The organism is Faecalicatena faecalis (assembly GCF_012524165.2).
Lineage (GTDB): Bacteria > Bacillota > Clostridia > Lachnospirales > Lachnospiraceae > Faecalicatena_A > Faecalicatena_A faecalis.
In genome coordinates, this window is record NZ_JABACJ020000007.1 from 1 (window position 1) to 25903 (window position 25903).

Sequence of the window (25903 nt, forward strand, 5' to 3'; positions counted from 1 at the left end):
CTTTGTGTACAGGTTTCTTTTCTCTTGCCATAATAAAAGGCCTCCTATGATTTTTATTTTATCATAGAAGACCTTATAAATCTTTAATTACAGAAAAACTTTCACAGACTCGCGGTAATTCCATTTCATCATTCATTCTTATAAAACCATATTTTTCATACAATGGCCTTCCCATTTCAGTTGCTTCCAAAGAAATGGCTGTAACCCCTTTGCTCTTGGCATCTTGAACCAGCATATCCAGGGTCTTATAGCCAATTCCTTTTCTTCTATACTCAGGATCTGTATACATATTCATGACATAGGCTTTTTTCCCACTTGGATTATGGTAGGTCGGCATCACCTGAAAGTAACTGACACCGCCTGCCCCTACAAAACGCTCTTTGTCAAAAACCAAATACGCTGTATGATTACCTTCATAAAGTGCTTTTTGATAATAATTGTATGATTGCTTTTCCACCTCACTCATATCCGTAGCCTCGGACAATTTGTTAGCCGCCCTTAATACCTCTATTCGTGTTGTTGTCAATATATCGACATCTTCTAGTGTTGCTCTTTTGTATAGTAAATCCATGACTTTTTCTCCTTCACAATTTCAGATTCGCTCAGCTTCGATATTTCAATAGTTGAATAACTACACCCATTCAAAATTACTTTTACCTGCTCCAAGTTCAAAATGATATTTCACCAATCCTCGGTTTACTCCAGTGAATATACCATTCTCATTTTCTATTTTGACCTTATTATCTTTTCCTGAAATAGTAAAATCCTGCTTATTAAGTGCCGTTGGTGCAAGCAAGGCTGTCTTGATTCCGCTTACAAACCATTCTGGTACTTCTCCATCGTACATTGAGACATCAAATGCCGTCTTTGACTTGTGCGGTATCCCTTCTGTCTGTCCATATCCAACAGCAATTACGCCTACTACTTTCCTGCCTTCTACATATTGAGAAACACTGCGATTAAACATTCCGCCTACATACCATGTATTTAGTCCTAAGGTTTGTGCATAAAGCATCAGATCTGCACTACAATAACCAAGTCTCTCATCCAGATCCGGTGCTTCATCCCCTGCCAAAATAAAGTAATTTTTTACCCCCTTAGAAAGAACAAGTTTTGCTATGCCACTTACTCCTTTTTTGTTATCAACCATAAGTTTTATGTTTAAATTATAATTACTGTTATTCATTTCAACTCGTTCATTTAAATTCTTAATTACAGCCTCGGACAAACTGATGTCCTTATATTTGCGAACCATATGCCGAGCTTCCACTGCTTCTAAAATTGTCATAAATAAGACCTCCTGTATTTATTTTATAGACGTTTATCGTTTTTTTGCAAATTCGGAATTTCCGAATTTCTTCATCTTAACCTATTCCTTTAATTCTCCCTCAGCATGTCATCCAATCTCTCAGCTTTTTGATATGCAAGATTTAGAAATTCCTGAATGGTCAGATTCTCATAATCCCAGTTCATTGGCTCTAACGTAGTTGCACCCTTGTAGCCAGTAAGTGCTATTTTCTTCATAACTGTTGTCCATTCTATACTTCCATCAAATGGTAGTTGATGCTGATTGTGTCTACCACCATTATCCTGCAAATGGACTGTCATTAAGCGTTTTCCATATTTTTTCAGGAAATCAAAATCGGGTGCATAATTGATATGATGACAACTGTCATAACAAAAACCTGCATTGTCTGAATGAATATTAGTTAACACTAAATCCAGATTTTTCACATTTTCCAAATTTTCAAAAGCTACCTTTATGTTATCACACTCAGCCTGTCTAATCATAATCTTCAGTCGCTCCATGCCCAATTCATTTACAGGATAATTATCACCTGGTAAATGAATTACCATTGCAGGAATATGATATTTAGCGCAGTCTTTTACACATTGTAAATACGTCTGAAACACACTTTCTCCATCTAAATTATCCAATGAAAGATTGTTTTGTTCATGGACGGGCGTATGTATATTCTCGATAAATAGACCAGCGTCCCGTGCATATTGTGCGCCTTCCTGATATCCTTCTCCTCTTCCGAATTTGTCACTCCACCAGAGCATTACACAGTCAAAGCCAGCATTTTTTATTAATTTATATCTTTCTTGAAAAGGTACATCGTAACCCGCGCCATACCCAAAGCAATCATATATTCCCAGCATTTTAATCTCCTTAACCGCTCAAAAGCTGCCTCTCCATCACCGTTTCTTAATCTGAAACGTTTCTCCATATTATAACATATAGCAGATACAACGTCTATTTCGTTATCTTCTCTTTTCCACATTCCGGTTGTACAATAAGACAGAAAAAGCAGAAGATCTTTTCAGATTTCCTGCTTCATTTACCGTTGTACAAACGGCTGATATTTAGTTAAGAAATATTTACATAGTTTTCTGTAAGTAACAAAGCCTCACAATAAATACAATTTGACCAATGGCATATGCCCCGATAATCGTAAAACAGGGAACCACTGACATATATCCGGTAAAAACTAAAGCAAAAATGGAAAAAGCAATGGTGACATTCATTACTTTAAAGCCACTTGCCATAGCGGCATTGCTGAGTGCTATGTTTCTCTCATCTTTTTCTTCAATTTCTATTTCTTTCGTTTTCTTGATGAACAAATCGCATGCACCCGATATAATCAATAGAATACCAATGAGAGATGTGCCTATCACAATTAAATCGTGGCGCGGTACAGGTACTATTTCATGTACACCCAGACCGTATGTCAGCAATCCTCCTAACAGAATGATTGTACCAATAGCTGTTATTAAAATTGATGAACCCTTTTTCATAATCAGTCCTCCTCATAAATAAAAATTTCTTCAATACTCATATTAAAGTATCTGGCGATTTTGAACGCTAACTGAATAGACGGATTGTATCGCCCATTTTCTAAAGAACCAATTGTCTGCCGTGATACTTCTAACGCCTTGGCTAAATCCTCCTGCTTGATTCCTCGCTGCTTACGCAATTCTTCCAGCCGATTATTCATGTCAGCCTCCTTCCGTATGGAAAGTCGACTTTCCATGTTTTTATTATATCAGAGCAGAAACGAATGTCAAGTAGACTTTCCATTAAATTTTCTTCCAGTTTCATCCAACTTTTCGGCAGTGCACAAGCTCGCGAACTTTGTTCGCTTCGCTTGACGGGCATACGCCCTATGCCTGATAAAAAGAGGAGTCCTATTCATGCAAGCATGATAGTCCTCCTCTTTTCCTCAGGGTTACTTCAACTTTACGGCAGTGCACAAGCTCACGAACTTTGTTCGCTTCGCTTGACGGGCATACGCCCTATGCCTGAAAAAAAGAGGAGCCCTATTCATGCAAGCATGATAGTCCTCCTCTTTTTATCAGGCGCACTGCCTATTTTTGCACAATGTTTATGATTCGTCCCGGTACGTATATCTCTTTCACAATATTTCCTGTCAGTTTATCAGCGATTGCTTCTTTTCCTGCGGCAATGGCAGTATCTTTGTCAGCATCGGCTGCGATTGTGATGACGGCTTTTGTCTTTCCGTTGATCTGTACGGCTACTTCGATCTCATCGTCTTTCATCAGGGACTCATCGTAGGTCGGCCAGCCTGCCTTGAAGATGGTCTCGTTATGTCCTAACTGCTCCCACATTTCCTCTGCAAAATGAGGTGCGAATGGGGCAAGGAGCACGGCGATGGTCTCTAATGTTTCTTTATCGATTCCGCCCTCTTTCTTGGCGATCTCGATGAACTTGTTGTTGTATTCCATGAAACCGGAAATTACGGTGTTCAGGCTGAAGCTTTCCAGACGTGTCGTGATGTCACATACCAGTCTGTTGCGCTGTTTGATCATTTCTTTTGTTGCCTTGACTTCTTTCTCTTTGCTGTCCATGAGCAGGTTCCAGAGACGTTTCAGGAAACGGTTGACACCGTCGATTCCACGGTCATCCCACTCTGCATCCAGTTCTGGCGGTCCAACGAAGAGTTCATACATTCTCAGTGAGTCGCATCCATAGTCTCTTACCAGATCATCCGGTGAGACCACATTTCCTTTGGACTTACTCATCTTGATTCCGTTCTTTCCAGTGATCATACCCTGGTTGAACAGCTTGTGGAACGGCTCGTCAAAGTCTACCACTCCGATATCATATAAGAACTTGGTGTAGAAACGGGAATACAGAAGATGCAGTACCGCATGTTCTACTCCACCGATATACATGTCTACCGGCAGCATCTCGTCAGCTTTTTCTCTGGAAACCAGTTCTTTGTCGTTGTGGCTGTCCACATAACGCAGGAAATACCAGGATGATCCTGCCCACTGAGGCATGGTATTGGTCTCACGTTTTGCTGGTTTTCCACAGACCGGACACTTGCAGTTCACCCACTCATCGATTCCGGCAAGCGGGGACTCTCCTGTTCCTGTCGGCTCATAGGATTCTACCTCTGGCAGACGCAGCGGCAGCTCTTCCTCCGGTACCGGCACAGCACCGCAGTCCGGGCAGTGAACGATTGGGATCGGCTCGCCCCAGTAACGCTGGCGGGAGAATACCCAGTCACGCAGCTTGAAGTTTACTGTTGCATGTCCGATGCCTTTTTCCTCGATGATATGAGGAGCTTCTTTTTTCAGGACAGCGGATTCCATTCCGTTCCATTCGCCGGAATTGATCATAGTTCCGGATGCCTCTGTATAGGCTTCTGTCATATTTTCAATTTCTTTTCCGTCTTTTGCAATGACCTGAATGATTGGAATATCAAATTTCTTTGCAAATTCAAAGTCACGGTCATCGTGTGCAGGTACACACATGATGGCTCCTGTACCGTAATCAGCCAGTACGTAATCAGAAAGCCAGATTGGTGTCTTTGCGCCGTTTAACGGGTTGATCGCATAGCTTCCTGTGAACACACCTGTCTTTTCTTTATCCTGCAGACGGTCTACATTGGACTTCATGGAAGCATCGTAAATGTATTTTTCCACTGCTTCTTTTGTCTCTGGTGTGGCTAACTTTGCAGCCAGTTCGTGTTCTGGGGCAAGTACCATGAAGGTAGCACCATGCAGTGTATCTGGTCTTGTTGTATAAACAGTGATCTTCTCATCTCTGCCCTCAACCGGGAAATCGACCTCAGCGCCGTAGGACTTACCGATCCAGTCGGACTGCATCTTCTTTACCTTCTCCGGCCAGTCCAGCTTATCCAGGTCATTTAACAGACGGTCTGCATACTTTGTGATACGAAGCATCCACTGACGCAGATTCTTCTTAGTCACCTCAGTACCGCAGCGCTCGCATTTTCCATTGACAACCTCTTCATTCGCCAGACCTGTCTTACAGGACGGGCACCAGTTGATCGGGAATTCCTTCTCATAAGCAAGACCTTCCTTGAACATCTTCACGAAGATCCACTGTGTCCATTTGTAGAAATTAGGGTCTGTCGTATTGACTTCCATATCCCAGTCATACAGCGCGGCGATCTCGTTGATCTGACGCTTGATGTTCTTTACATTCTCTGCTGTAGAGATAGCCGGGTGAACGCCCATCTTGATGGCATAGTTCTCAGCCGGAAGACCGAACGCATCCCACCCCATCGGATGTACAATATAATATCCCTGGAGTAATTTATAACGGCTCCACACATCAGAGATTACATATCCTCTCCAATGTCCCACATGAAGGCCGTTTCCTGACGGATACGGGAACATGTCCAGGCAGTAATATTTTTCTTTTTTGTTTCCATTGTCATCGACCTTTGGATTCACTGGGTTCTCAGCCCATTTTTCACGCCATTTTTTCTCAACGGCCTTGTGATTGTACACAATCTTAGACATTTTACTAATTCCTCCTACTTTCATCTCTTTTGTCTTTCAATTTTCCACATATCACAGGAAATTCCTGAAAGTGTTCCTTTTCAAGAATCACCATATGAAGATAAAGATTTCGGCAATCCGAAATCTCGCGCCAAAGCGCGGACGCTTGCGGCCATCTTCCTTTTGCGCGAAATGCGCATCCCCCGGAGGGTTTTTATTATACAGGGAAGTTCAAAGAATTTCCTATATAATAAAAAGCCTTTCCCTCTCAATAAAGAGACGAAAAGGCTTTGATTTCCGTGGTACCACTCTCATTCATCTGATTATCCAGATGCACTCATTACTTCTGTAACGGGAAGACCCGCTTTTATCTACTGCTCCTTCAATAAAAGAACTCCGAGGGGAGTTGGGAGATTACGATTCTGCCTCGCACCACCCGGCAGATCTCTGAAAACGATAGGCTCTTACTATTCCTCATCAACGTTTCTGCAATATTCTTACTTATTATAAGAAGAATGTTAAAATAAGTCAAGTCCTTTCTTGAAGACCTTTCTTGAAAATAAGGAATTTCAAAGATTAGGAATATACCCATAACTATTCAGCCGTGCTAAAAGGCATGTACAGTTTCTGCGTGGGTGCTTGCTCACTAAGCATAGAGGGCTGTCCCCCTTTTTATCCCAGTGCAACATCCAAAATCATCATCAGTGTAAAACCAACTGCCACTCCAATCGTACTGATATTAGTATGCGGCTCTGCCTGTGCTTCTGGAATCAGCTCTTCTACCACAACATAGATCATGGCTCCTGCCGCAAATGCAAGCAGGTACGGAAGAATCGGCACGACCAGACCAGTCAGCAAAATCGTGATGACCGCCGCGATTGGTTCTACGATTCCAGAAAGTGTTCCATACAGAAACGATTTGGATTTTGAAGCGCCTTCACTCCTTAAGGGCATAGAAATGATTGCCCCCTCCGGAAAATTCTGTATGGCAATCCCGATCGACAGGGCGAACGCCCCTGCAAGGGACATGGTTGCATTTCCTGTGGCAACTCCCGCGAAGGTGACGCCGACCGCCATTCCTTCTGGAATATTATGAAGAGTGACTGCCAGGACCAGCATGGTCGTCTTCTTAAAATTAGACTTCACACCTTCTTCATCCCCGGTCAGATGCATATGCGGTGTCACAGTGTCTAACAAAAGTAAAAATCCCATTCCGAGCAGGAATCCGACTGCGGCCGGAATCCATGCGACTCCCCCACTTTCCTCTGCCATATCAATTGCCGGAATTAAAAGGGACCATACGGATGCCGCAATCATGACTCCTGATGCAAAACCCAACAGGGCCTTCTGAAGTTTTTCGTTCATTTCCTTCCGCATAAAAAACACCATTGCTGCCCCTAATGTTGTCCCTGCGAAGGGAATGAGTATTCCTATCAGCATGTTCTGGTTCATATACTTACCCCCATTCCTCTTTGTAGTTTCATACTTATAAGCTTATCTTATGCGTGAAGGAATGCATTTGTCAATCAAATTCTCTCTGCGCTTTAAGTTAGACGCTCTTTATCAACCATCTATCTAGGACTACGTCTCGCAACTTTATTTCCAGATTTACCATCTATTCTGTACAATCTCATAGATACTCATGCCCGTCAAAAATTCATTGACAGCATAGTTTTTTGCCTCATCATACTGGCGGAATAACCATTTTGCTCTGACTGGGTCACTGTACACTTTCCAATATCCAGTCATGAGATATCCTTTCCCCTCATTTTTTATAAATCCCTTCACATCTTCTATTGGATAGCCAAGAAAGACCCCGATTTCGTGTGGGAATCCCTTCTTACCTTGTGTATATAATTCTGTACGCATAGAAAGACGTCTCAGCATCTTTTCAAGTTCCCTCTCCTCATATCCAAAATCCCGCAGAAAACTCCTGACACCTATGCGGCTTAAGGCTTCGCCCAACTCTTTTCTCCTATAAAGCAGGATCAGGTATTTCCCCTCCAATTCCAGCAGCTTTTTATAAGTAATTCCCGTTTCTTGAAAAATGGGCTCCAGCCCATGGTATAAGGACTTCTCCACCATAATCCCACAGGATGCCCTCAGTCCTTTCAGAAATGGCGCACACTGGAATACGAGCTGAAACTCAAGCTTCACCCGGGCATCCTTATGTTGAAAAAAATAAAATAAGACTTCCGCCGGCATCGATTCTCCTCCTTCAAATGAGTCTTCTTATCACTTCAATTTTTATTTTTTCTTTTTGTGCAATTTATCCTTTTTTTAGTTGTTACTGGCAGCACTTTAGTGTATAATAGTCATAAGATATCTGAGCAAAGGTTGGCTCAAATACATACATAAAGGAGAGATTCGCCATGGTAAATTTAATAACAGGTCCTAAGGGCAGCGGAAAGACACAACAAATGATTGAACTTGCAAATGAGAAGGTGAAAACTTCCAACGGTAACGTAGTTTTAGTTAAAAAGAGTCATCGTGATACATACAGCGTAGACTTTAACGTCCGTGCAATCTGTATGGCAGATTACAAAGACATCTCAACTCTTGAGGAGTTTGTTGGTTTCATATACGGCATGGTAGCCGGCAACCACGATATTGAGACTATTTTTATTGACGGTGTATTGAAGCAGGCAGACATTTCCCTTGACAGCCTCCCTTATTTCCTTGAAAAACTGAATAAGATTTCCAGAGAAAATAATATTGAGTTCTTCATTAGCGTAAGTGCTGAGAAGAGTGAAATAACCAATATAGATCCTGAATCACCGGACTATTCTTTCCTGAACTAAATATTAAAAAGGTACATCGGCAGCTTCTGCTGTCTGGTGTACCTTTTATTTTATCCATTTTTTTCTATTCTATCCCTTCCACAGCTCTTCGCTTAACGGCCATACATTCTCACTGAAAGAGCATTTTCAATGTACTACATTCCGGTCCTGATACTCATCTCTTGCAAATATTTTTCTACAATCTTTTTAAAAATCTTCTTGTAAAAATAGCAATCCATAGAAAACAAGTAATCAATCCAAACAGAAAGGAAACACTGTCTGCTCCGTCCATCAAAACTTTTCCGATCCAGAAGGAGGGCAGAAATGCGATTATATAATAAGATGGAGCAGGCATAAACCAGATTAAAATAAGTCCGATAAAACTGATTCCCATCATTTTTGACACTGCCAGGCCCTCCACCCGGTTTCCCGCAATTGAAACAACCATCATCGCTAAAAATATTCCTGTAAAGCTGCTGATAACAGCACTTAAGAAAATGACAGCAAAGGATAGATCTGAGAGATGAAAAATCACAGTAACGATGATTGTGACCAAAAAGGCCCAGACCATCGGCAGAGCGATACGCGCGGTTAGATAGGAGTATCCGGCTGCCGGAGTAATCTGATAAAATGCACTCACTCCTTCGTCTCGTTCTTCTAAAAGCGTGAATGCAGATATCATGGCCACGAACATAGGGGCCAGACAAATCAGCATACCGTCTATCAGACCATACCAGGGCGTGATAGAAAAGGAAAATTTCGATACTAGAATCTGATTCAGAACGGGAATTGCAAATCGAAAGAAAATTCCTGCCAGAAATGGTGCTGGTATCATAATGAGCAACATGCCATCTTTCTGGATTTGTCTTAAACCTATTTTAAAAAGCTTCCTTGTATGCCTCATGCACCTTCGCCCCTTTCCGATTGCAACGCTGTTTTAATACGTTTCTCAACTATATATAACAGAATTCCAGACCAAAAGAACAAATTCAGCCACATCCACCAGTTCGCTTTGTGTTCTATCCCGATGGAAAAGGCAATCAAATGCCACAATGCTGTGCCTGGAAACAGCTCCAGCAGCGGATGTGTCATGCCAAATGCCGTTAAAACAGGCGGTATGGTCAAAAGGACAGAAGGTAATACCACAATTATCATATAATGATTTACAGAGCGGGCATAAGATGCGACCATCAGCCCGATCAGGTTAAAAACGACTGCTCCCACCAAGATCCCGAGGGACAAAAATGCGAAGTGCACTCTGACTCTCATCGCTGTCAGTACAATCAGATCTGCTGATATGGTAGACAGCGCTGCCAGTGAAATTGATTTTGAAAGAATATATTCCATAGGGGTAAGAGGTGAGATGCACCAAAACCGATGAAGCCCTTCTCCTTTTTCCAACAGCCAGATTCCTCCGATAAAGAAAATCCCGAGCATCGCAGGATCTGTCAAAATAATAAGGGAAGCCGTTATTTTTTGATATTCTGCAGGCATGAAAAATAAGACAGCAATGTAAAGAATGCTGAAAAAGAAATATAGATAATAGAAACCATATTTCATCTGAAAGTGGATATCGTTCTTCAATGTATTCAGGAATCTCATTGCAGTCTCCTTCCTGTCAGCTCAATAAATACCTCTTCCAACGTCTGCTCCTTTGAATGGATTCGTGTCAGAGCACCAGCTTTAAGAGCTCTCTGAAATTCCTGCGAGTCGGCCAGACCTGACAAAGTGCAGATATTCTCAACTTCTTTTCCATGGTCCATGTAACTGTATATTACTCTTGTATTGGTCCCGCCCTTACGCAGAGCATGGGGTGCATCCATTGTTTGAATCGTTCCATCCACGATAAATGCGACACGGTCACAGAGTTCCTCCGCATCATGCATGTTGTGGGTCGTTAGTATAATGGTCTTCCCCTTTCTTTTCTGCTCCAGTATCATGTCCTTTAATATTCTCGCATTTGAGGGATCAAGTCCGCTGGTCGGCTCATCTAAAAAGAGCAGTTTGGGATCATGCAGCAGTGCTCTTATGAACCCCAGCCTCATCTTCATCCCTTTTGAAAAGCTGGATACTTTTTTATCTGCATCACCTAAAAGCCCTACTCTCTCTAAAAGTTCCAATGGATCCGTTGCTCTGGTGGAATAAAGGGATGCGAAATAGTTCAGGTTATCTATGGCAGTAAATTTCCCATAGAAATTAGGGAACTCAAAGTCCACACCTATCTTTTCATAATAATCGTTTGTTCTCTGCCGCATCTCCATATCGAAAATACGGACACTGCCGCGGTAATCCCGAAGGGTCCCCGTCAGTATTTTCTGCATGGTACTTTTGCCTGCACCGGAGGGACCAAGAAACCCAAATATCTCGCCTTCCTCTACGTCAAAGGTGATTCCTTTGATCGTATCTCTTTTGGACGACGGATACTTTAAAAATACATTCTGAACATCAATCACTTTCATCACTTATCAGCTCCTTTAATACACCGTCCAAAATGATTCCCATGATTGTCTGTTGGTCAGCAGCAGTATCCTGCTGTAGATTCAGGAAACTAATGGCAAGTGTCTGCAATGTCTTCGTTGCAATATCAATCCCACATTTGAAATGAACTCCATATTTCTGCAATTGATCCAGTTCATGGCTGTCGTCCTTTGTATGGGCCGCGATGACCTCCGGCGGCAGTTTGCGGTACAGGTATTCGGCAGTCTCACTATCCGCCTGCTTTAACATCGGGTAAGACTCCAGCTTCCGAAACATCCATAAGAAGCATTGCTTGCAGAGTTCCCTGGGCGGAAGTAATTTGTTTTCTTCCAAAAATTCATCCATCTCACGCCACATCTTCATCTGCAGGCTTCCTGCAATGTCCATATACAGATGCTCTTTACTGGTATAAAAGGAATAAAAAGACCCCTTCGCAATCCCGGTCGCCTGTACGATTTCATCAATCGATACCTTTTTAATTCCAAATGTGGTGAAAAGCCGTTCCCCCTCCTGCATCATCTTTTGTCTTATTCTCTCTTTTTCCGTGTCACTGAACCTTGGCATATCCATCCCTCCAAACTATATGACTATTTACTATTATTTAGTCATATGTATTATATAACTAATCTTTCGTATTGTCAATTACCTTTCCGCTTCAACCGCCTATCCTTTTCTCCCTTTACCTTACTTGAACTGAATATCTCCTTATAAAACCGCAGAAATGAACGTAAAAAGGTGAGTCCGGCATATGCCGTTCTCACCCTTTTACGTTCTGCCCGCTTCTCTTACAGACACACTATTACTCTCAGCCATGTCATGGCCTTCTTTTTCTTTGCCGTACTATTTTGTTCTATTGAACAGCTTCCTCTTCGTTGTTCTCTTCCGAGGAAACTGTCCCACTCTTCTCTTTTCCATTCAGAGAAAGGACGGTATTGCTCTCTTCACCCTTTTTGTACTCGATCGTCACTTCGTCTCCGACATCATATTTGATAATGTCGATGAAGTCCACTACAGATACATCGAAAATATCATCAGAACCTTCCATCATGATATAGTAATGAGAATTGCCCTCGATGACGCCCTGAGCGATCTTCGTAATCTTCGCCTTCATGGTCTCGATCTCACGGGTATCTTTTTCTACCTCTTTGATTCCGTTGTCATACATCAGCTTGGTATATGCCTCTTCACAGGCACTGACCGTATCTCCGATGGCTACGATCTGATACTTCTGAACATTTACCATCGCGTATTTCTTCACAAGTCCTGCATCATCCTTCAATGCAATGAAATAAGTCGGTTCCCCGGAAATATTTAAAAGCAGTGGGAATGTCGCCACATATTTCAGGTTCTGCACCTGCCCCTCTGCAGAGGACATCGCAGAATCTTCGGTCGCCCCTTCTACCTCATAAAACTTGGTCTCCATCGTACGCTGATTCATAAGCACGAACCCAACGTTAGACTGGTCGCCGCTGACAGATGTCACACCTGTGTATACCCATACATCATCGTCGATGGCAAGGTAATTATAGCCGGTCGTTGTCTTTAAGCAGTCTTTCTGTCCCAAAATACTATTGAAATAACCATGCTTTAAGCTTCCATAATAATCATACAGCTCTACCAACAGATCCGCGGAATATGCCCTGTCAATCCACTCTGGAGCATCCTCGACTTTATAATCTGTGGTTTCTCCTGTCACGGCGTTGCACAATACAACACGACCGATCGTCGTTCCCCCGAACAAGCCAATGTTGAACTTCTTCACTGGACAAATCCAGTACGGTACACCCTCATCATCGATTTCAAAGCTCAGATCATTGAAAATATAGGTCGGATATTTAAATCTTAAGTGACGATAAATATTCCTGTTCAAATGGTCACTTGTGGTATATTTCATACCTTCCTTTAGCTTAACGAGCTCCGTATTCTGTGTTGCCATATCGATCTTGATATAGGCCGGAATTCCATCCTTCATATTCGTCAGCCATTTAATCAGGTTGGCATATTTCAGAGGGGAGACTCTCACCGGCTGATTCTGGAAATTGATCTGGCTGTACAGCTCATCAACCTCGAACTGTGAAACCATGTCGACCATGCTTCCCATCTTACGGTTTCCGAGAATTGCAGCAGAGTCTCTATCCAGAAGTGGAATCTGGTCAAATGACAATTCCTCAATATCCTTTGTGAACTCGCCGTCCTTTACAGTCAGAAGCTTCTGATACTTCTTCGCATTTACAATTGGAGAAGACAACAGTGAACCAATCAGATAAGCGGCAATTACAATAATCAAGAGTCCTCCGATGACCTTAAGTCCCTTTGACTCTTTCAGTTCATACCGGTTCAGCTTCTTGCGTCTGACATAGATCAGTGCGATCACAATGATCAACACAATCAAAAACATCCAAAAATCCGTGGAATGGATATTGATTGCAGGCAGCGCCACATAATAGTAAATCGCCGCAAGCAAAATAACTCCGATGACCGCCAACAGTTTCATTTTTCCTTTTTTCATACTTTTCCCTTTCTGCCTGTCTCATTACGTCGTTGTTACATCCTGTTAGAATTTTCTTCTCCACAGGTCAGGTGATAATAAAAGAAGATATGGGAATATCTCCAACCTTCCCACCAGCATATCAAGACAGAATACAATCTTGGATAATGGCGAGAAGTCATAAAAGTTCTCAATCGGTCCGACCTGAGCCAGTCCCGGTCCGACATTATTCAGTGTTGTCATAACGGCACTGAACGTAGTCGTAAAATCATAATTATTAAAAGCGACGAGAAAAACAGATCCCATCAAAATCAGGATATAACAAATAAAATAAATATATACACTGTGCATCGTATCTCTGCCTACTTTTTTTCCATTGATCTGCACAAGTGTCACGGATTTCGGATGAAGCATCCTTTTAATTTCCTGCCTCACACTCTTGATCAAGATCAGCAGACGTGATACCTTGATACCACCGCCTGTGGAACCTGCACAGGCACCAATGACCATCAAGCCCAGCAATATGACCTTCGACAGTTCGGGCCACAAATCAAAGTTCGCAGTACAGAATCCGGTCGTTGTGATCACCGCTGCGACCTGGAAGGACGCATACCTGAATGCGTGCATGATATTTCCATACATACTCAGGATATTGACTGTAATCAATGCAATAGAGCCTGCAATGATCCCCAGATAGGCCCGCAGCTCCTCATTCTTAAGCGCAGTCTTCCAATCCTTCATACGAATCAGGAAATATAGGTTAAAGTTGACACCGAATAAAATCATGAACACCGTGATCACACCGTCAATATAGGCGCTGTCATAAAAGGCGATACTGCTGTTCTTATTGGAGAATCCACCTGTTCCTGCAGTACTGAATGCATGGATCAGAGCATCATAAAAGTTCATTCCGCCAAACAGCAAAAATACGACCTCTGCCGCTGTCAGCACAAAATACATCATATACAGAATCTTGGCCGTGCTTCTTGCCTTGGGCACCAGCTTATCGGCCTCTGGCCCCGGTACTTCGGCACGCATCAGATGCATGGAATTCTCATCATCCAGAGAAGTCAGCATCATAACAAATACCAGCACTCCCATTCCACCGATCCAATGTGTCAGGCTTCGCCAGAACAGCATTCCCTTTGGAAGGCTTTCAATTTCGGTCAGAATCGTAGACCCTGTCGTCGTAAATCCTGAAACAGTTTCAAAAAACGCATCCAGATAATTCGGAATTGTCCCGGAAAGAGTAAATGGCATGGCTCCGAACAAGGACCACAAAATCCATGCGGAACCGACGATCACAAGCCCCTCTTTTCCATATATCGTCTTATTCTCCGGTACTTTTCTTCCAAAAACAAAGAAAATCAGGAACAAGACTACACTCACCATTAAAAATGTCAATCCACTTTTTTCACCATATAGAAATGCAACCATAGCAGGAATTAGAAGAAGCGCACCTTCCACTCCCAGCATTTTACCAATGATAAAAACTGTCATCTTATAATTCATCTCTATACACCTACAATAAGATATCTTGGATATCTCTAATCTGCTTCTCCATAGTTATGATTATGACATTATCTCCTACCTGAATACAATCATCGCCATTCGGTATGATAATTCTGCGCTTCCTTGCAATGCAGGCGATCAGATTGTTCGGTTTGAGTGATAGGTCTTTCAGAGGTCTGTTCGTATATGTGGTCTCTGATCTCACGATGAATTCCAGGGCCTCGACCTTTCCGTCGATCAACTGGTACATCGTCTCCACATTCGCGCTGCCCTGAGAATTCCTGCGGGCACGCACATAGCTTAAAATAGCATCCGCTGTCGCGGTCTTAGCTGATACAATACTGTCAATGCCAAACTCTTCAATCATCCGTGCTCTTCGATCCTCATTGACCTTGACGATAATCTTGGAAACACCCTGGCTCTTCGCAAACATGGACATGATGATGTTCTCCTCATCCATTCCCGTCAGGGCGATCATAGCATCTGCATCCTGGATTCCCTCTTCAATCAGAAGGTCATGGTCTGATGCATCTCCATTAATAATCGTAGCCTTCGGAAGAAGCTCACAGAGATTCTCACACTTCTCTTCTGACTTCTCAATGATCTTGATCTGCATTCCCATCTTACAAAGCTGGGTAGCCAGATAATAGCTGACACGGCCTCCGCCGCAGATCAGTACTTTCTTGATCTTCTCTCTCTTGCGTCCAAGCATCTTGAAAAACAATTCGATATCCACATGGGATGCTGCAATATGAAGGCGGTCTCCTGACTGCAGTACATATTCACCATCCGGGATCACAACATGTTCCCCTCGCTCAACCGCACATACAAGCACCTTAATCTGGAACTTGTTGTACATATCGGCAAGTGACATTCCTGCCAGCTTGCTGTTCTCTGACAATGGGAACTCAATCAGCTCCACCCTGCCCTTTACAAATGTCTCGATCTTACTTGCATCCGGAAACAGTAAAAGACGGGCAATCTCTCCCGCCACAGCCAATTCCGGATTCACTGCCATACTTAAATGCAGGTCCTCTTTCAAAATGTCGATCTGTTGGTAATAAATCGGGTTGCGCACCCTCGCAATCGTATGTCTTGCTCCAAGCCTTCTGGCAATCAGACAGCTTAACATATTGCATTCATCTGTTGATGTACATGCAATCACCAGATCCGCATGCGGAACATCCGCTTCCTTTTGTACTGCCACACTTCCTCCATCACCGGTCACGCAAAAAATATCAAGCCGGTCAATAGCAGCACGCAATTTCTTCTCATTGCTGTCAATCATTACGATATCGTAATTTTCCGCGGAGAGCTGTTTGGCCAGTTTATATCCGACCTTACCGTCTCCAATGATGACTATCTTCATTTGTCTACCCTCAACTTCATTCTTACACCTTATTGAGAACCTCTATAAGGTATGTAATCGCTATTTTTCCATAATGGCAGAGCAATTATAGCACTTTTAAATAGAAAGTACAATCATTTTGGAGATTTCTTTATAGTCTCTTATTTTCTATACTTCCTCTTCTATAATAAAAAGCCTCGCACCGCCGCTTTTCACAGCCAGTGCGAAGCTTCTTTACAGGATATCTCTACATATCATGAAATACCCTCTTTACTTTCTCTAATCTTCCGCTGCTCTTGCAGCAATCTCTTTCTCCTGTACATCGGATGGAGCCTGCTCATATCTTGCAAATTCATAAGCATATGTACCACGTCCTCCTGTCATGGAACGTAAAACTGTGCAGTATCCGAACAATCCTGTCATCGGGATATCAGCCTCGATCACCTGCTTGCCGCCTGCGGTAGGATTCATTCCAAGAACGCGTCCACGTCTCTTATTCAGGTCTCCCATGACATCACCGGTATACTCATCCGGTACCGTGACTTTTAAGGAAGCGATCGGTTCGAGAAGTACCGGGCCTGCCTCCATAAATCCTTTCTTAAATGCCTGGATCGTTGCAGTCTTGAATGCCATCTCTGAAGAATCAACCGGATGATAAGATCCATCATAAAGGATCGCCTTCACACCTACGACCGGATATCCAGCAAGAGGTCCCTTTAAGACGGAATCCTGTAATCCCTTTTCAACAGCCGGGAAATAATTCTTCGGAACAGCTCCGCCGACTACCATCTCCTCGAATACATAAGGTGTCTCTAAGTCACCGGACGGCTCGAATTTCATCTTAACATGACCATACTGTCCATGTCCTCCGGACTGCTTCTTATACTTCGTATCTACATCTGATTTCTTGCGGATTGTCTCACGGAATGCCACCTTCGGCATCTCCAGTATGACATCTACTTTATATCTGGATGCAAGCTTGCTGACTGTGATCTCCAGATGCTGGTCCCCCATACCATAAAGTAAAGACTGACGGTTCTCGCTGTCATTCACAGCCTTTAATGTCATATCCTCTGCCATCATCTTAGCAAGTGCCTGTGAAACCTTGTCATCGTCCCCTTTTGTCTTGACCGAATACTTCATATATGTATAAGGAACGGAATAATCGGTCTTCGCAAAGGATACCGGTGTCGCCTTCGTAGAAAGTGTATCTCCGGTCCGTGTATTGGACAGCTTCGCGATCGCACCGATATCACCGGCAAACAGCTCTGACACCTCGGATGGCTTGTTGCCACACATGGTATAGATCTTGCCCGGCTTCTCTTCTGAATCTGTATCTGCATTATAAAGAATGTCGTCGCCCTTGATAACACCGGAGCATACCTTTACGAAGGAATACTTACCGATGAATGGGTCAACCATTGTCTTAAATACATATGCACTCTTTGCTTTGGAGAATTCGTAATTTGCCTCAAATATCTCATTCGTCCTGCGGTTCAATCCTGCACAGCTTCTTCTGTCTGGACTCGGGAAGAATCTTACGATATCAGAAAGCAGGTTGGCAACTCCCTGTGCCTGGATATTAGATCCCATAGCTACCGGAACGATATCTCCATCCATAACCTCTGTACGCATGGCTGCACGAATCTCTTCCACGGAGAACTCTTCCCCTGCAAAATATCTTTCCATGAATTCGTCACTTGTCTCAGCAACAGCTTCCATCAGGGAATCTCTCAAAATCTCAAGGTTCGGCAGACAGTAATCTGGAATTTCACACTCTTCTCTCTGTCCGATACCTGTATATCTTCTGGCTGCATTCTTGATTACATTGATATATCCGACCAGCTTCTCATTCTCACGAATCGGCTGGAAATGTGGGGCGATCTTCTTGCCATATCTTTCTGTCAGATCTGCCACGACCTGACGGAAACTTGCATCATCCACATCCATCTCTGTTACATATACCATACGAGGGAGATTGTACTTGTCACATAGTTCCCAGGCCTTCTCCGTACCGACCTGCACTCCAGCCTTACCGGATACGACGATAACTGCTGCATCCGCTGCGCTCACTGCTTCTTCTACCTCGCCGACAAAATCAAAATACCCCGGAGTATCCAGAATATTGATCTTAGCCTTCTCCCATTCGATCGGGATCAGAGTCGTGCTGATAGAGAATCCGCGCTTCTGCTCTTCTTTATCGAAATCACTAACCGTATTGGAATCAGAGATCTTACCCATACGGTTGGTTGCCCCTGATACATACAACATAGCCTCTGCCAGGCTCGTCTTGCCACTTCCGCCGTGGCCTAATAATACTACGTTTCTAATCTCGTCTGTTCTGTAAACCTTCATGCTGCTGCCTCCTTGTGTGTCGTTATTATGCGCATGCTTTATATTGTACTTCCGGCGCACACGTGTTATGTGTATATTGTACTAAAAAACTCTCATCATTACAACTCATTTATGAATTTTTAACAAATAAATTTGGATAATAGGGATGAACTCTTCGTTTACTTTTTCGCATTAAGATGTTAAACTGTTTTATGTGATTTTACTTTGAATACTACCAGAAAGGACTAGATGTATATGGCTGAAAAAATTGGATTTATTGGTCTGGGGTTAATCGGAGGTTCCATTGCTAAGGCGATCCGGCAGTATTTTCCAGATTATGAGCTGCTGGCTTTTGATAAGAGCAAGGAGACATTGGCACTGGCGGTCCAGGAAGGGACGATCCACACCTCCTGTTCCTCTATTGATGAAAATTTCAGAGGGTGCAGTTATATTTTTCTCTGTGCACCGATTGCTTATAATACGGCTTACCTGACACAGTTGAAGGATTTTCTCTCACCGGAATGTATTCTAACGGATGTAGGGAGCGTGAAGACTTCTATCCATGAGGAAGTGATCCGGCTGGGGATGGAAGAGAATTTTATCGGCGGACATCCAATGGCGGGATCTGAAAAAAGTGGATTTGTGAATTCAAAGCCCGTTCTGATTGAAAATGCTTACTATATTCTGACGCCCTCTGCAAAAGTACTGAAAGAAAAAGTGGAAGCTTACCGGAATTTTGTGGAAGCGCTCAAGGCCCTTCCGATTATATTGGATTATGAGGAGCATGATTATGTCACAGGGACCATCAGCCATCTTCCCCATATCATCGCCTCCAGTCTGGTGAATTTTGTGCATGATACAGATACAAAAGACGAACTGATGAAGAGCCTGGCGGCCGGAGGTTTTAAAGACATCACCCGAATCGCCTCCTCCTCTCCGATCATGTGGCAGCAGATCTGCCTAAAAAACAAGAAAAATATTTCCCGCATTCTCGGGGATTATATTGAAGTCCTAAAGAGAGCAAAGGATGCCGTTGATGAGGAATCTGAGCAGCAGCTTTATTCCATGTTCGAGGATTCTAAAGACTACCGGGATTCCATGCCGAACAGCTCCGCCGGACCGATCAAAAAGCGGTTTGCACTCTACTGTGACATTATTGATGAGGCCGGAGGTATTGCTACGATCGCGACCATTCTGGCGAGCAATAACATCAGTATTAAGAATATCGGAATCGTACATAACAGAGAATTCGAGGAAGGGGTCCTGCGGATTGAGTTCTATGATGAGACCTCTTCTAGTAAAGCAGCAGAATTATTAAAGAAATACCGATACATCGTTTATGAAGTCTAAGGAAAATGCGCTGCCGCACCACTGTTTTTTTGGTATCTGCAGCATGATTCATACCAACACATACGAGGCTTCAAAGATACAGAAAGGATATACAATTTTATGGAATTAACAAATATTACAGGATTAAGAGGAGAAGTAACGATTCCCGGTGATAAATCGATTTCCCACCGCTGCATCATGTTTGGGTCAATCGCCAAGGGAATAACAGAAATACATAATTTTCTGGAGGGCGCTGACTGTCTGGCAACGATCAACTGTTTTCGCAGACTCGGGATCGATATCCAGCAGAATGGAGATGTCATCACAGTACATGGAAATGGACTGCATGGCCTTAGAGCTCCGAATGATATTCTGGATGTAGGGAACAGCGGCACGACCACCCGCCTGATTTCAGGCATCCTGGCAGGACAGCCTTTTGACTGTAAGCTCTCCGGTGACCATTCTCTCAATTCCCGGCCAATGAAACGGATCATCGATCCGCTGACTGAAATGGGAGCAAATATTTCCAGCATCCTGCGCAATGGCTGTGCGCCGCTTTACATCGCCAAGGGGAAGCTCCACGGCATTCATTATGAATCACCGGTCGCATCCGCACAGGTCAAATCTTGTATCCTGCTCGCCGGACTCTATGCCGACGGAGAGACCTCTGTCACCGAGCCAAGCCTTTCTCGGAACCACACGGAATTGATGCTAAAGGAATTCGGTGCTGATCTAAGGACAGCACACGAGTTAGATTCCACAAGGGCGACCGCCTATATCCGCCCCTGCGAAGAATTATATGGGCAGAAAATAACTGTACCGGGAGACATTTCATCGGCTGCCTATTTCATCGCCGCTGGGCTGATCGTACCCGATTCAGAAATCCTGATCAAAAATACTGGAATCAACCCGACGCGTGCTGGAATCTTAAAGGTATGTGAGGATATGGGCGGTGATATCACGCTCCTGAACGAACGGATCGAAGGCGGAGAACGCATCGCTGATATCCTGGTCCGCACGAGTAAGCTTCACGGTACTACGATAGAAGGAGATATCATCCCGACTCTGATCGATGAAATTCCGATCATTGCTGTCATGGCTGCTGCGGCAGAAGGCACGACCGTCATCCGGGATGCGTCCGAGCTGAAGGTGAAAGAAACTGACAGGATCGAAACTGTTACTGACAACCTCGCAGCCATGGGATGCCGCGTCACCCCGACCTTTGACGGTATGATCATTGACGGGGGCAGGCCTCTTAATGGCGCCACGATCCACACGCTTTTAGATCACCGGATTGCCATGGCTTTCAGCATTGCGGCTCTTATAGCCGAAGGAAATACGAACATCCTGGACAGTCACTGTGTAAATGTCTCTTATCCTGCTTTTTATGACACCTTTGAGCAATTACTGTAAACGATCAATCAGCTTTCAAATAGAAACGAAATGGTTCTGTCAAAGCGGATACTCAAAATACGCTTTGCTGCTTCCCCAATGAGATTAAAATACGCCCCGGTGCATTTGCATCGGGGCGTATTTTCTCATTTCTGTATTTCTTCCAACATCTCACGTACTGTCTTTCCATTCCCCGGATGGTGTTTATAAGGCGCGATTTCATGCAGCGGCTTTAACACAAAATCTCTCTTATGCATCTCCACATGCGGAATACACAGTGTATCTGTCTCCAAGATCAGATCATCATAAAAAATAATATCCAGATCCAAGGTCCTAGGTCCCCAATGAATGATTCGTTCCCGTCCGGCTTCCTTTTCAGTTTGATTCAGGACTTCCAGCAATTCTTCTGGGCTCAACAACGTCCTTAGCTTCAAACATCCATTCAAAAAGTCATCCTGTTCTGTCACACCATAAGGTGGAGTGATAAGCCAGGAAGATTTCTTTTCCACCTGGCAATCTTTCCGGCTGTCCAGAGCTTTTACAGCCCCATCCAGATACTTCTGCTTTTCTCCCATATTCGAACCAAGGGCAATATAGGCTGTATGCCATTTTCGAAGAATCTTTACAGACACCGATTCCAATGGAAGCCCCACCGGTGCCCATGGCTTCTTCACTTCCAGCTCGATCTTTTGCAGATGCTTTGTATGCAGGAGAAGCTCTTCTGCCAGGCTCTCTGCCACCCGCTCGATCAACTGATATGTATGCGCCTTCATATATGCATCGATAAACTGACTGACCTCCCCATAATGAATGGAAGCCGTAAGGTCATCCGTCTTTCCCGCATGTCTGGTATCCGTATACAGAGTTGCCGAAATCAGGAATTTTTGTCCCAGCACATTCTCTTCCGGGAAAACACCATGCTTCGCAAATACTTCTAAATTCTCTATTTTAATCTGATCCATCTTTCTCTCCCGTTATCAACACAGATCTTTGAAATCTGCTTTGTTGCTCTCTTCATTGGGTTATACTGCATGTTCTCCCATGATTGCCTCTGTCATCTGAATGGCCCGCTTATTTGCCTTGACATCATGTACCCGCACAAAAGCACATCCGTTCAGGCTTCCCATGACTGTCGTCACCAGAGTCCCCTCTTCCCGTTCATTCTCCGGCAGGTCCAGTGTCCGTCCAATCACTGACTTTCTGGATGTTCCAAGAAGAATCGGATATTCCAGGCATTTCAGGCGATTGAGCTGCTTTATGATCTCCAGATTCATCTCATACGTCTTCCCAAATCCCACTCCTGGATCCAGGATAATCTTATCTTTAGCGATGCCTGCCTTTTTGGCGATTTCCACGCTCTTTTGCAGATCCATCAGTACATCTGGCAGAAAATTCACGTATTCTGCCTTCTCACGGTTATGCATCAAACAGCACGCTGCATCGCTCTTAGCAATCACATCTGCCATCTTCGCATCATATTTTAAGCCCCAGATATCATTGACCAGGACCGCTCCGGCCTCCAATGCCGCACTGGCTACCCGGCTTTTATAAGTATCTATGGAAACCGGGATATCAAACTGTGCAGACAGCTTTTCAATCACGGGTGCCACCCGCTCGATCTCCTCCTGGTCCGAAATCTGCTCGTGCCCCGGACGGGTAGACTCTCCGCCGACATCCAGGATATCCGCTCCCTCTTTCACCATCTCTTCTGCATGTTTCAGTGCCGCATCCATCTGGTTGTATTTTCCACCGTCTGAAAATGAATCCGGTGTCACATTTAAAATCCCCATAATATATGTATGCTGTTCTGTATCAAATTCTCTTTTGCCAATTCTCATCTGTCTGCCAAATCCTTTCTTGTCTTTCCTCAAAATGCTTTCTTCTGCCTTTTGTAAGGATTTCTCCCTGCATCTCTACTGTCAGGCCTTTACAGTTTCACATGCATATTTTTCTTATCCTCGCTCCAATTACACTGCGCCTCTGCCGGACAAGCATAGCATGCTCTGGATAATTTATCGCTTTCACACAGAAGTCTTCCCAGGACAGACATCCCCTCTTTTATGCGGCGATGTTCCTGCACGGCCTGAATGATCTCCTGCTTTTCTTTCTCCGTAAAGTCATCAATATCATTTAATATCTCAGCCGCAATTTCTGCCCCGGCCTCTTCATGAGGCGTTCCATCCGCATATTGACGGTACTTTCCAAGATCATGCAAAAACGCTGCTGCATAGATGATTGCCTTGTCTATATTCAAATGATCTTCCAGATTACGGATATAGGCAATCCTCGCCGTGTCCAAAAGATGTGTGATCTGGTGCCTGCAGAAAATTCTTTCGCTTTCCGCTTCCTCCACTCTTTGATAGCATGCTATATAGAGCGGATGCTTCCTGATTTTCTCAACTGCCTCCATAGACACTCCTTTCCTGGATTTTCCCATCTCGACTCTTAGTTAACGCATCATCTGGAAAAATTGATCTGTAAGCTCTTTATTTTCCAAAAATGCCCCTCGCTTTACGACCGTGACCGTCTGGCTTCCCGGCTTTTTGATTCCCCGCATCGTCATGCACATATGCTCCGCCTCAATCATGACAAGAACCCCTTTTGGTCTTAAGCTCTCCATGAGCGCATCTGCTATTTGTCCTGTCAACTGTTCCTGGAGCTGCAGTCTTCTGGCAAACACTTCCACCGTTCTTGCAAGCTTGCTTAAGCCCACTACTTTTCCGTCCGGGATATAGGCAATGTGTGCTTTTCCATAAAATGGAAGCAGATGATGTTCACATGTGGAGTAAAAAGTGATGTCCTTTTCAATCACCATCTCATTGTCATCTACATGAAATGTCTTCTTTAGATGCTCCTGTGCATCCTCATACATCCCTCCATACAGCTCCTCATACATCCGTGCGATCCGATCCGGTGTCTCTGCGAGACCTTCGCGGTTCACATCTTCTCCGATTCCTTCTAATAGAAGCCGCACTGCCTGTTTTATTTTCTCCTGATCTATCATGATTTCTCCTTCCTTAGCTCCACCAACTGCATCACCTGTCCCAAATAAGACAGGGAGCCAAACGCCAGAATCACATCCTCTTCTTTCGCGGACCCGTAAGCCCGGTCCACTGCGCACGGAATATCTGAGACAGCCTCCACATCCTTACAATAAGGCTTCACAGCTTCTTTCAATTCTTCCGCCTTCAAAGTCCGCCCTTCATCCGGCAGGTCCACTGTATAAATTTGCTTTGCCAAAGGTGCCATGATCTGCGCAATCTTATCATATTCTTTGTCCTTGAAGACCCCCATGATTAGGATCAGATCCTTCTCTGGAAAATAGCGTTCTACTGTTGCCTTAAGCTGCTTGGCCGCATCCTCATTATGTGCCCCGTCTATGATAAATAGCGGCTTCTTTCCAATACATGTAAACCTTCCCGGCCAGACTGCTTTTTGAAAGCCATCCCTGACTGCCTTCTCTGGAACCAAAAATCCATTCTCGTTCAGCCCTTCTATCAATCTCAGCACCGTAATCGCATTCACGATCTGATAGCTTCCGGCTAATCCAATCTCAATATTCTTCCAGTCCCCATATGAGAACCGCTGTCCGTCCCAGCCTTCTTTTATGATATCTACGTTTGCCAAATCTGCCGTATACATCCTGACAGAGCATTCATCCGCCTTATTCTTAAGGACCTTCATCACCTCCGGCTTCTGAACCGCCGTCACGGCAAAACAGCCTGGCTTGATGATTCCTGCCTTATTTTTTGAGATTTCCTCCAGCGTATCTCCCAGAAATCCCATATGATCCCGACTGATCGATGCAAATACCGCCGCGATCGTATTCTCTACAATATTAGTCGCATCCAGTGTGCCGCCCAGCCCAGTCTCAAGGACCACCACATCACACTTCATCTTTTTGAAATACAAAAAAGCTATCGCCGTCTCAACTTCAAAAACTGTGGGGCTTGCCTCACCTAAAGTTTCCATACGTGCAATAGCTTTCTGAACCTCTTCCACTAATTCTGCGAACTCCTCTTTCGGTATCCATTGTCCATCTACCTGAATCCGCTCCAAATAGGAAACCACTGTTGGTGATACATATCTGCCAGTTTTGTACCCTGCCTCACTTAAAATTGTTGAAGTGTATGCAAGCACAGATCCCTTGCCATTCGTTCCTGCGATATGTATGAACTTTAACTCATCCTGCGGATTTGAAAGCTCACGCAACAGACCTCGAATCGTATCCAAGCCAAGTACACTTCCGTATTTCGACACCTCGTCCAAATATACCCTTGCTTCTTTATAGGTCACGTTTCTCGTTTCCTTTCCTTGTAAAATTTAATGTGAAATATCACTGTTGTCAATCATAGCACTAAATTCCAAATCCCACAAGAGAAAATTTGGGAGATGGATTCTCTCGTAAAGTAGAAGGGACGCCAGAGGAAAGGGGGAGAAACCGGGCAGCAAGGGCGGGGGACT

At 43.9% G+C, this 25903-nt stretch carries 24 protein-coding genes and 1 other annotated feature; of the genes, 3 read left to right on the forward strand and 21 right to left on the reverse strand.

Annotation, left to right across the window (positions count from 1 at the left end; translation table 11 throughout):
* Positions 1-73 precede the first annotated feature (73 nt).
* From HGO97_RS09105 to HGO97_RS09140, 8 genes are all read right to left on the reverse strand, one after another.
* A complete protein-coding gene (locus tag HGO97_RS09105) occupies positions 74-571 on the reverse strand; it encodes a GNAT family N-acetyltransferase (RefSeq protein ID WP_216240995.1) in 498 nt (165 codons plus the stop codon).
* 60 nt (positions 572-631) lie between these two features.
* Positions 632-1288: a nitroreductase family protein gene (locus HGO97_RS09110; protein ID WP_216240996.1), complete on the reverse strand. Its 657-nt coding sequence runs from the start codon at positions 1286-1288 to the stop codon at positions 632-634.
* 89 nt (positions 1289-1377) lie between these two features.
* Positions 1378-2163 (reverse strand): sugar phosphate isomerase/epimerase family protein, encoded by a 786-nt coding sequence (locus tag HGO97_RS09115; RefSeq protein WP_216240997.1) that lies wholly within the window; start codon positions 2161-2163, stop codon positions 1378-1380.
* Positions 2164-2382: 219 nt separating this feature from the next.
* A complete protein-coding gene (locus tag HGO97_RS09120; protein ID WP_216240998.1) occupies positions 2383-2799 on the reverse strand; it encodes a hypothetical protein in 417 nt (138 codons plus the stop codon).
* 2 nt (positions 2800-2801) lie between these two features.
* Positions 2802-2999: a helix-turn-helix transcriptional regulator gene (locus HGO97_RS09125; RefSeq protein ID WP_216240999.1), complete on the reverse strand. Its 198-nt coding sequence runs from the start codon at positions 2997-2999 to the stop codon at positions 2802-2804.
* 370 nt (positions 3000-3369) lie between these two features.
* Positions 3370-5799 (reverse strand): leucine--tRNA ligase, encoded by a 2430-nt coding sequence (leuS, locus tag HGO97_RS09130; protein ID WP_246597378.1) that lies wholly within the window; start codon positions 5797-5799, stop codon positions 3370-3372.
* A gap of 251 nt (positions 5800-6050) precedes the next feature.
* Positions 6051-6268 (reverse strand) — a binding site (T-box leader).
* A 182-nt stretch (positions 6269-6450) separates the two neighbouring features.
* Positions 6451-7230 carry a ZIP family metal transporter gene (locus HGO97_RS09135; RefSeq protein ID WP_216241000.1) on the reverse strand — a complete coding sequence of 260 codons (780 nt, stop codon included), beginning with the start codon at positions 7228-7230 and terminating at the stop codon, positions 6451-6453.
* Between the two features lie 156 nt (positions 7231-7386).
* Positions 7387-7983, reverse strand: a complete 597-nt coding sequence (locus tag HGO97_RS09140) for a DUF3793 family protein (protein WP_216241001.1) — start codon at positions 7981-7983, stop codon at positions 7387-7389.
* Positions 7984-8150: 167 nt separating this feature from the next.
* Between HGO97_RS09140 and HGO97_RS09145 the strand changes: the two genes are divergently transcribed.
* The gene (locus HGO97_RS09145) at positions 8151-8579 is read left to right on the forward strand and encodes a hypothetical protein (protein WP_216241002.1); all 429 of its coding nucleotides are present in this window, start codon (positions 8151-8153) and stop codon (positions 8577-8579) included.
* A 175-nt stretch (positions 8580-8754) separates the two neighbouring features.
* Here the strand turns inward: HGO97_RS09145 and HGO97_RS09150 are convergent, their stop codons facing one another.
* From HGO97_RS09150 to HGO97_RS09185, 8 genes are all read right to left on the reverse strand, one after another.
* Positions 8755-9393: a hypothetical protein gene (locus HGO97_RS09150; protein ID WP_246597379.1), complete on the reverse strand. Its 639-nt coding sequence runs from the start codon at positions 9391-9393 to the stop codon at positions 8755-8757.
* Between the two features lie 65 nt (positions 9394-9458).
* Entirely contained in the window at positions 9459-10160 is a 702-nt protein-coding gene (locus HGO97_RS09155; RefSeq protein ID WP_216241004.1) for a fluoroquinolone export ABC transporter permease subunit, read from the reverse strand.
* The gene (locus HGO97_RS09160; RefSeq protein ID WP_334299573.1) at positions 10157-11011 is read right to left on the reverse strand and encodes an ABC transporter ATP-binding protein; all 855 of its coding nucleotides are present in this window, start codon (positions 11009-11011) and stop codon (positions 10157-10159) included. The genes HGO97_RS09155 and HGO97_RS09160 overlap by 4 nt, the downstream gene beginning before the upstream one ends.
* Positions 11004-11600 carry a TetR/AcrR family transcriptional regulator gene (locus HGO97_RS09165; RefSeq protein ID WP_216241006.1) on the reverse strand — a complete coding sequence of 199 codons (597 nt, stop codon included), beginning with the start codon at positions 11598-11600 and terminating at the stop codon, positions 11004-11006. Before HGO97_RS09165 ends, HGO97_RS09160 begins: the two co-directional genes overlap by 8 nt.
* A gap of 286 nt (positions 11601-11886) precedes the next feature.
* Positions 11887-13545, reverse strand: coding sequence for a CvpA family protein (locus HGO97_RS09170; RefSeq protein WP_216241007.1), 1659 nt, complete (start codon positions 13543-13545; stop codon positions 11887-11889).
* A 45-nt stretch (positions 13546-13590) separates the two neighbouring features.
* On the reverse strand, positions 13591-15036 hold the full coding sequence (locus HGO97_RS09175; protein WP_216241008.1) for a TrkH family potassium uptake protein: 1446 nt from the start codon (positions 15034-15036) through the stop codon (positions 13591-13593).
* Positions 15037-15046: 10 nt separating this feature from the next.
* Positions 15047-16405 carry a Trk system potassium transporter TrkA gene (gene trkA / locus HGO97_RS09180; RefSeq protein WP_216241009.1) on the reverse strand — a complete coding sequence of 453 codons (1359 nt, stop codon included), beginning with the start codon at positions 16403-16405 and terminating at the stop codon, positions 15047-15049.
* A 258-nt stretch (positions 16406-16663) separates the two neighbouring features.
* Positions 16664-18739, reverse strand: coding sequence for an elongation factor G (locus HGO97_RS09185; RefSeq protein WP_216241010.1), 2076 nt, complete (start codon positions 18737-18739; stop codon positions 16664-16666).
* Between the two features lie 234 nt (positions 18740-18973).
* Between HGO97_RS09185 and HGO97_RS09190 the strand changes: the two genes are divergently transcribed.
* Both HGO97_RS09190 and aroA read left to right on the forward strand, forming a co-directional pair.
* Entirely contained in the window at positions 18974-20068 is a 1095-nt protein-coding gene (locus HGO97_RS09190; RefSeq protein ID WP_216241011.1) for a prephenate dehydrogenase, read from the forward strand.
* A 99-nt stretch (positions 20069-20167) separates the two neighbouring features.
* Complete coding sequence (aroA, locus tag HGO97_RS09195) at positions 20168-21460, forward strand: 3-phosphoshikimate 1-carboxyvinyltransferase (RefSeq protein ID WP_216241012.1); 1293 nt, start codon at positions 20168-20170, stop codon at positions 21458-21460.
* Between the two features lie 125 nt (positions 21461-21585).
* On the opposite strand, the gene folK is transcribed toward aroA, so the two are convergent.
* The 5 genes from folK to HGO97_RS09220 form a co-directional block, all read right to left on the reverse strand.
* Positions 21586-22401, reverse strand: a complete 816-nt coding sequence (gene folK / locus HGO97_RS09200) for a 2-amino-4-hydroxy-6-hydroxymethyldihydropteridine diphosphokinase (RefSeq protein WP_216241013.1) — start codon at positions 22399-22401, stop codon at positions 21586-21588.
* Positions 22402-22461: 60 nt separating this feature from the next.
* A complete protein-coding gene (folP, locus tag HGO97_RS09205; RefSeq protein ID WP_216241014.1) occupies positions 22462-23277 on the reverse strand; it encodes a dihydropteroate synthase in 816 nt (271 codons plus the stop codon).
* A gap of 89 nt (positions 23278-23366) precedes the next feature.
* On the reverse strand, positions 23367-23849 hold the full coding sequence (locus tag HGO97_RS09210; protein WP_216241015.1) for an HD domain-containing protein: 483 nt from the start codon (positions 23847-23849) through the stop codon (positions 23367-23369).
* A 39-nt stretch (positions 23850-23888) separates the two neighbouring features.
* Positions 23889-24443 (reverse strand): GTP cyclohydrolase I FolE, encoded by a 555-nt coding sequence (folE, locus tag HGO97_RS09215; protein WP_216241016.1) that lies wholly within the window; start codon positions 24441-24443, stop codon positions 23889-23891.
* Positions 24440-25735, reverse strand: a complete 1296-nt coding sequence (locus HGO97_RS09220; RefSeq protein WP_216241017.1) for a bifunctional folylpolyglutamate synthase/dihydrofolate synthase — start codon at positions 25733-25735, stop codon at positions 24440-24442. Before HGO97_RS09220 ends, folE begins: the two co-directional genes overlap by 4 nt.
* Between the last annotated feature and the right edge of the window lie 168 nt (positions 25736-25903).

Excerpts from the sequence above, each read along its gene's own strand:
- HGO97_RS09155 (WP_216241004.1), bottom strand. The coding sequence starts at position 10,160 with ATGAGATTCCTGAATACATTGAAGAACGATATCCACTTTCAGATGAAA.
- HGO97_RS09110 (WP_216240996.1), bottom strand. The coding sequence starts at position 1,288 with ATGACAATTTTAGAAGCAGTGGAAGCTCGGCATATGGTTCGCAAATAT.
- HGO97_RS09150 (WP_246597379.1), bottom strand. The coding sequence starts at position 9,393 with ATGATACCAGCACCATTTCTGGCAGGAATTTTCTTTCGATTTGCAATT.
- HGO97_RS09190 (WP_216241011.1), top strand. The coding sequence starts at position 18,974 with ATGGCTGAAAAAATTGGATTTATTGGTCTGGGGTTAATCGGAGGTTCC.
- HGO97_RS09185 (WP_216241010.1), bottom strand. The coding sequence starts at position 18,739 with ATGAAGGTTTACAGAACAGACGAGATTAGAAACGTAGTATTATTAGGC.
- HGO97_RS09210 (WP_216241015.1), bottom strand. The coding sequence starts at position 23,849 with ATGGAGGCAGTTGAGAAAATCAGGAAGCATCCGCTCTATATAGCATGC.
- HGO97_RS09140 (WP_216241001.1), bottom strand. The coding sequence starts at position 7,983 with ATGCCGGCGGAAGTCTTATTTTATTTTTTTCAACATAAGGATGCCCGG.
- folE (WP_216241016.1), bottom strand. The coding sequence starts at position 24,443 with ATGATAGATCAGGAGAAAATAAAACAGGCAGTGCGGCTTCTATTAGAA.
- aroA (WP_216241012.1), top strand. The coding sequence starts at position 20,168 with ATGGAATTAACAAATATTACAGGATTAAGAGGAGAAGTAACGATTCCC.
- HGO97_RS09115 (WP_216240997.1), bottom strand. The coding sequence starts at position 2,163 with ATGCTGGGAATATATGATTGCTTTGGGTATGGCGCGGGTTACGATGTA.
- folP (WP_216241014.1), bottom strand. The coding sequence starts at position 23,277 with ATGAGAATTGGCAAAAGAGAATTTGATACAGAACAGCATACATATATT.
- HGO97_RS09120 (WP_216240998.1), bottom strand. The coding sequence starts at position 2,799 with ATGAAAAAGGGTTCATCAATTTTAATAACAGCTATTGGTACAATCATT.
- HGO97_RS09125 (WP_216240999.1), bottom strand. The coding sequence starts at position 2,999 with ATGAATAATCGGCTGGAAGAATTGCGTAAGCAGCGAGGAATCAAGCAG.
- HGO97_RS09145 (WP_216241002.1), top strand. The coding sequence starts at position 8,151 with ATGGTAAATTTAATAACAGGTCCTAAGGGCAGCGGAAAGACACAACAA.
- HGO97_RS09175 (WP_216241008.1), bottom strand. The coding sequence starts at position 15,036 with ATGAATTATAAGATGACAGTTTTTATCATTGGTAAAATGCTGGGAGTG.
- HGO97_RS09135 (WP_216241000.1), bottom strand. The coding sequence starts at position 7,230 with ATGAACCAGAACATGCTGATAGGAATACTCATTCCCTTCGCAGGGACA.
- HGO97_RS09170 (WP_216241007.1), bottom strand. The coding sequence starts at position 13,545 with ATGAAAAAAGGAAAAATGAAACTGTTGGCGGTCATCGGAGTTATTTTG.
- HGO97_RS09105 (WP_216240995.1), bottom strand. The coding sequence starts at position 571 with ATGGATTTACTATACAAAAGAGCAACACTAGAAGATGTCGATATATTG.
- HGO97_RS09165 (WP_216241006.1), bottom strand. The coding sequence starts at position 11,600 with ATGCCAAGGTTCAGTGACACGGAAAAAGAGAGAATAAGACAAAAGATG.
- leuS (WP_246597378.1), bottom strand. The coding sequence starts at position 5,799 with ATGTCTAAGATTGTGTACAATCACAAGGCCGTTGAGAAAAAATGGCGT.
- trkA (WP_216241009.1), bottom strand. The coding sequence starts at position 16,405 with ATGAAGATAGTCATCATTGGAGACGGTAAGGTCGGATATAAACTGGCC.
- folK (WP_216241013.1), bottom strand. The coding sequence starts at position 22,401 with ATGGATCAGATTAAAATAGAGAATTTAGAAGTATTTGCGAAGCATGGT.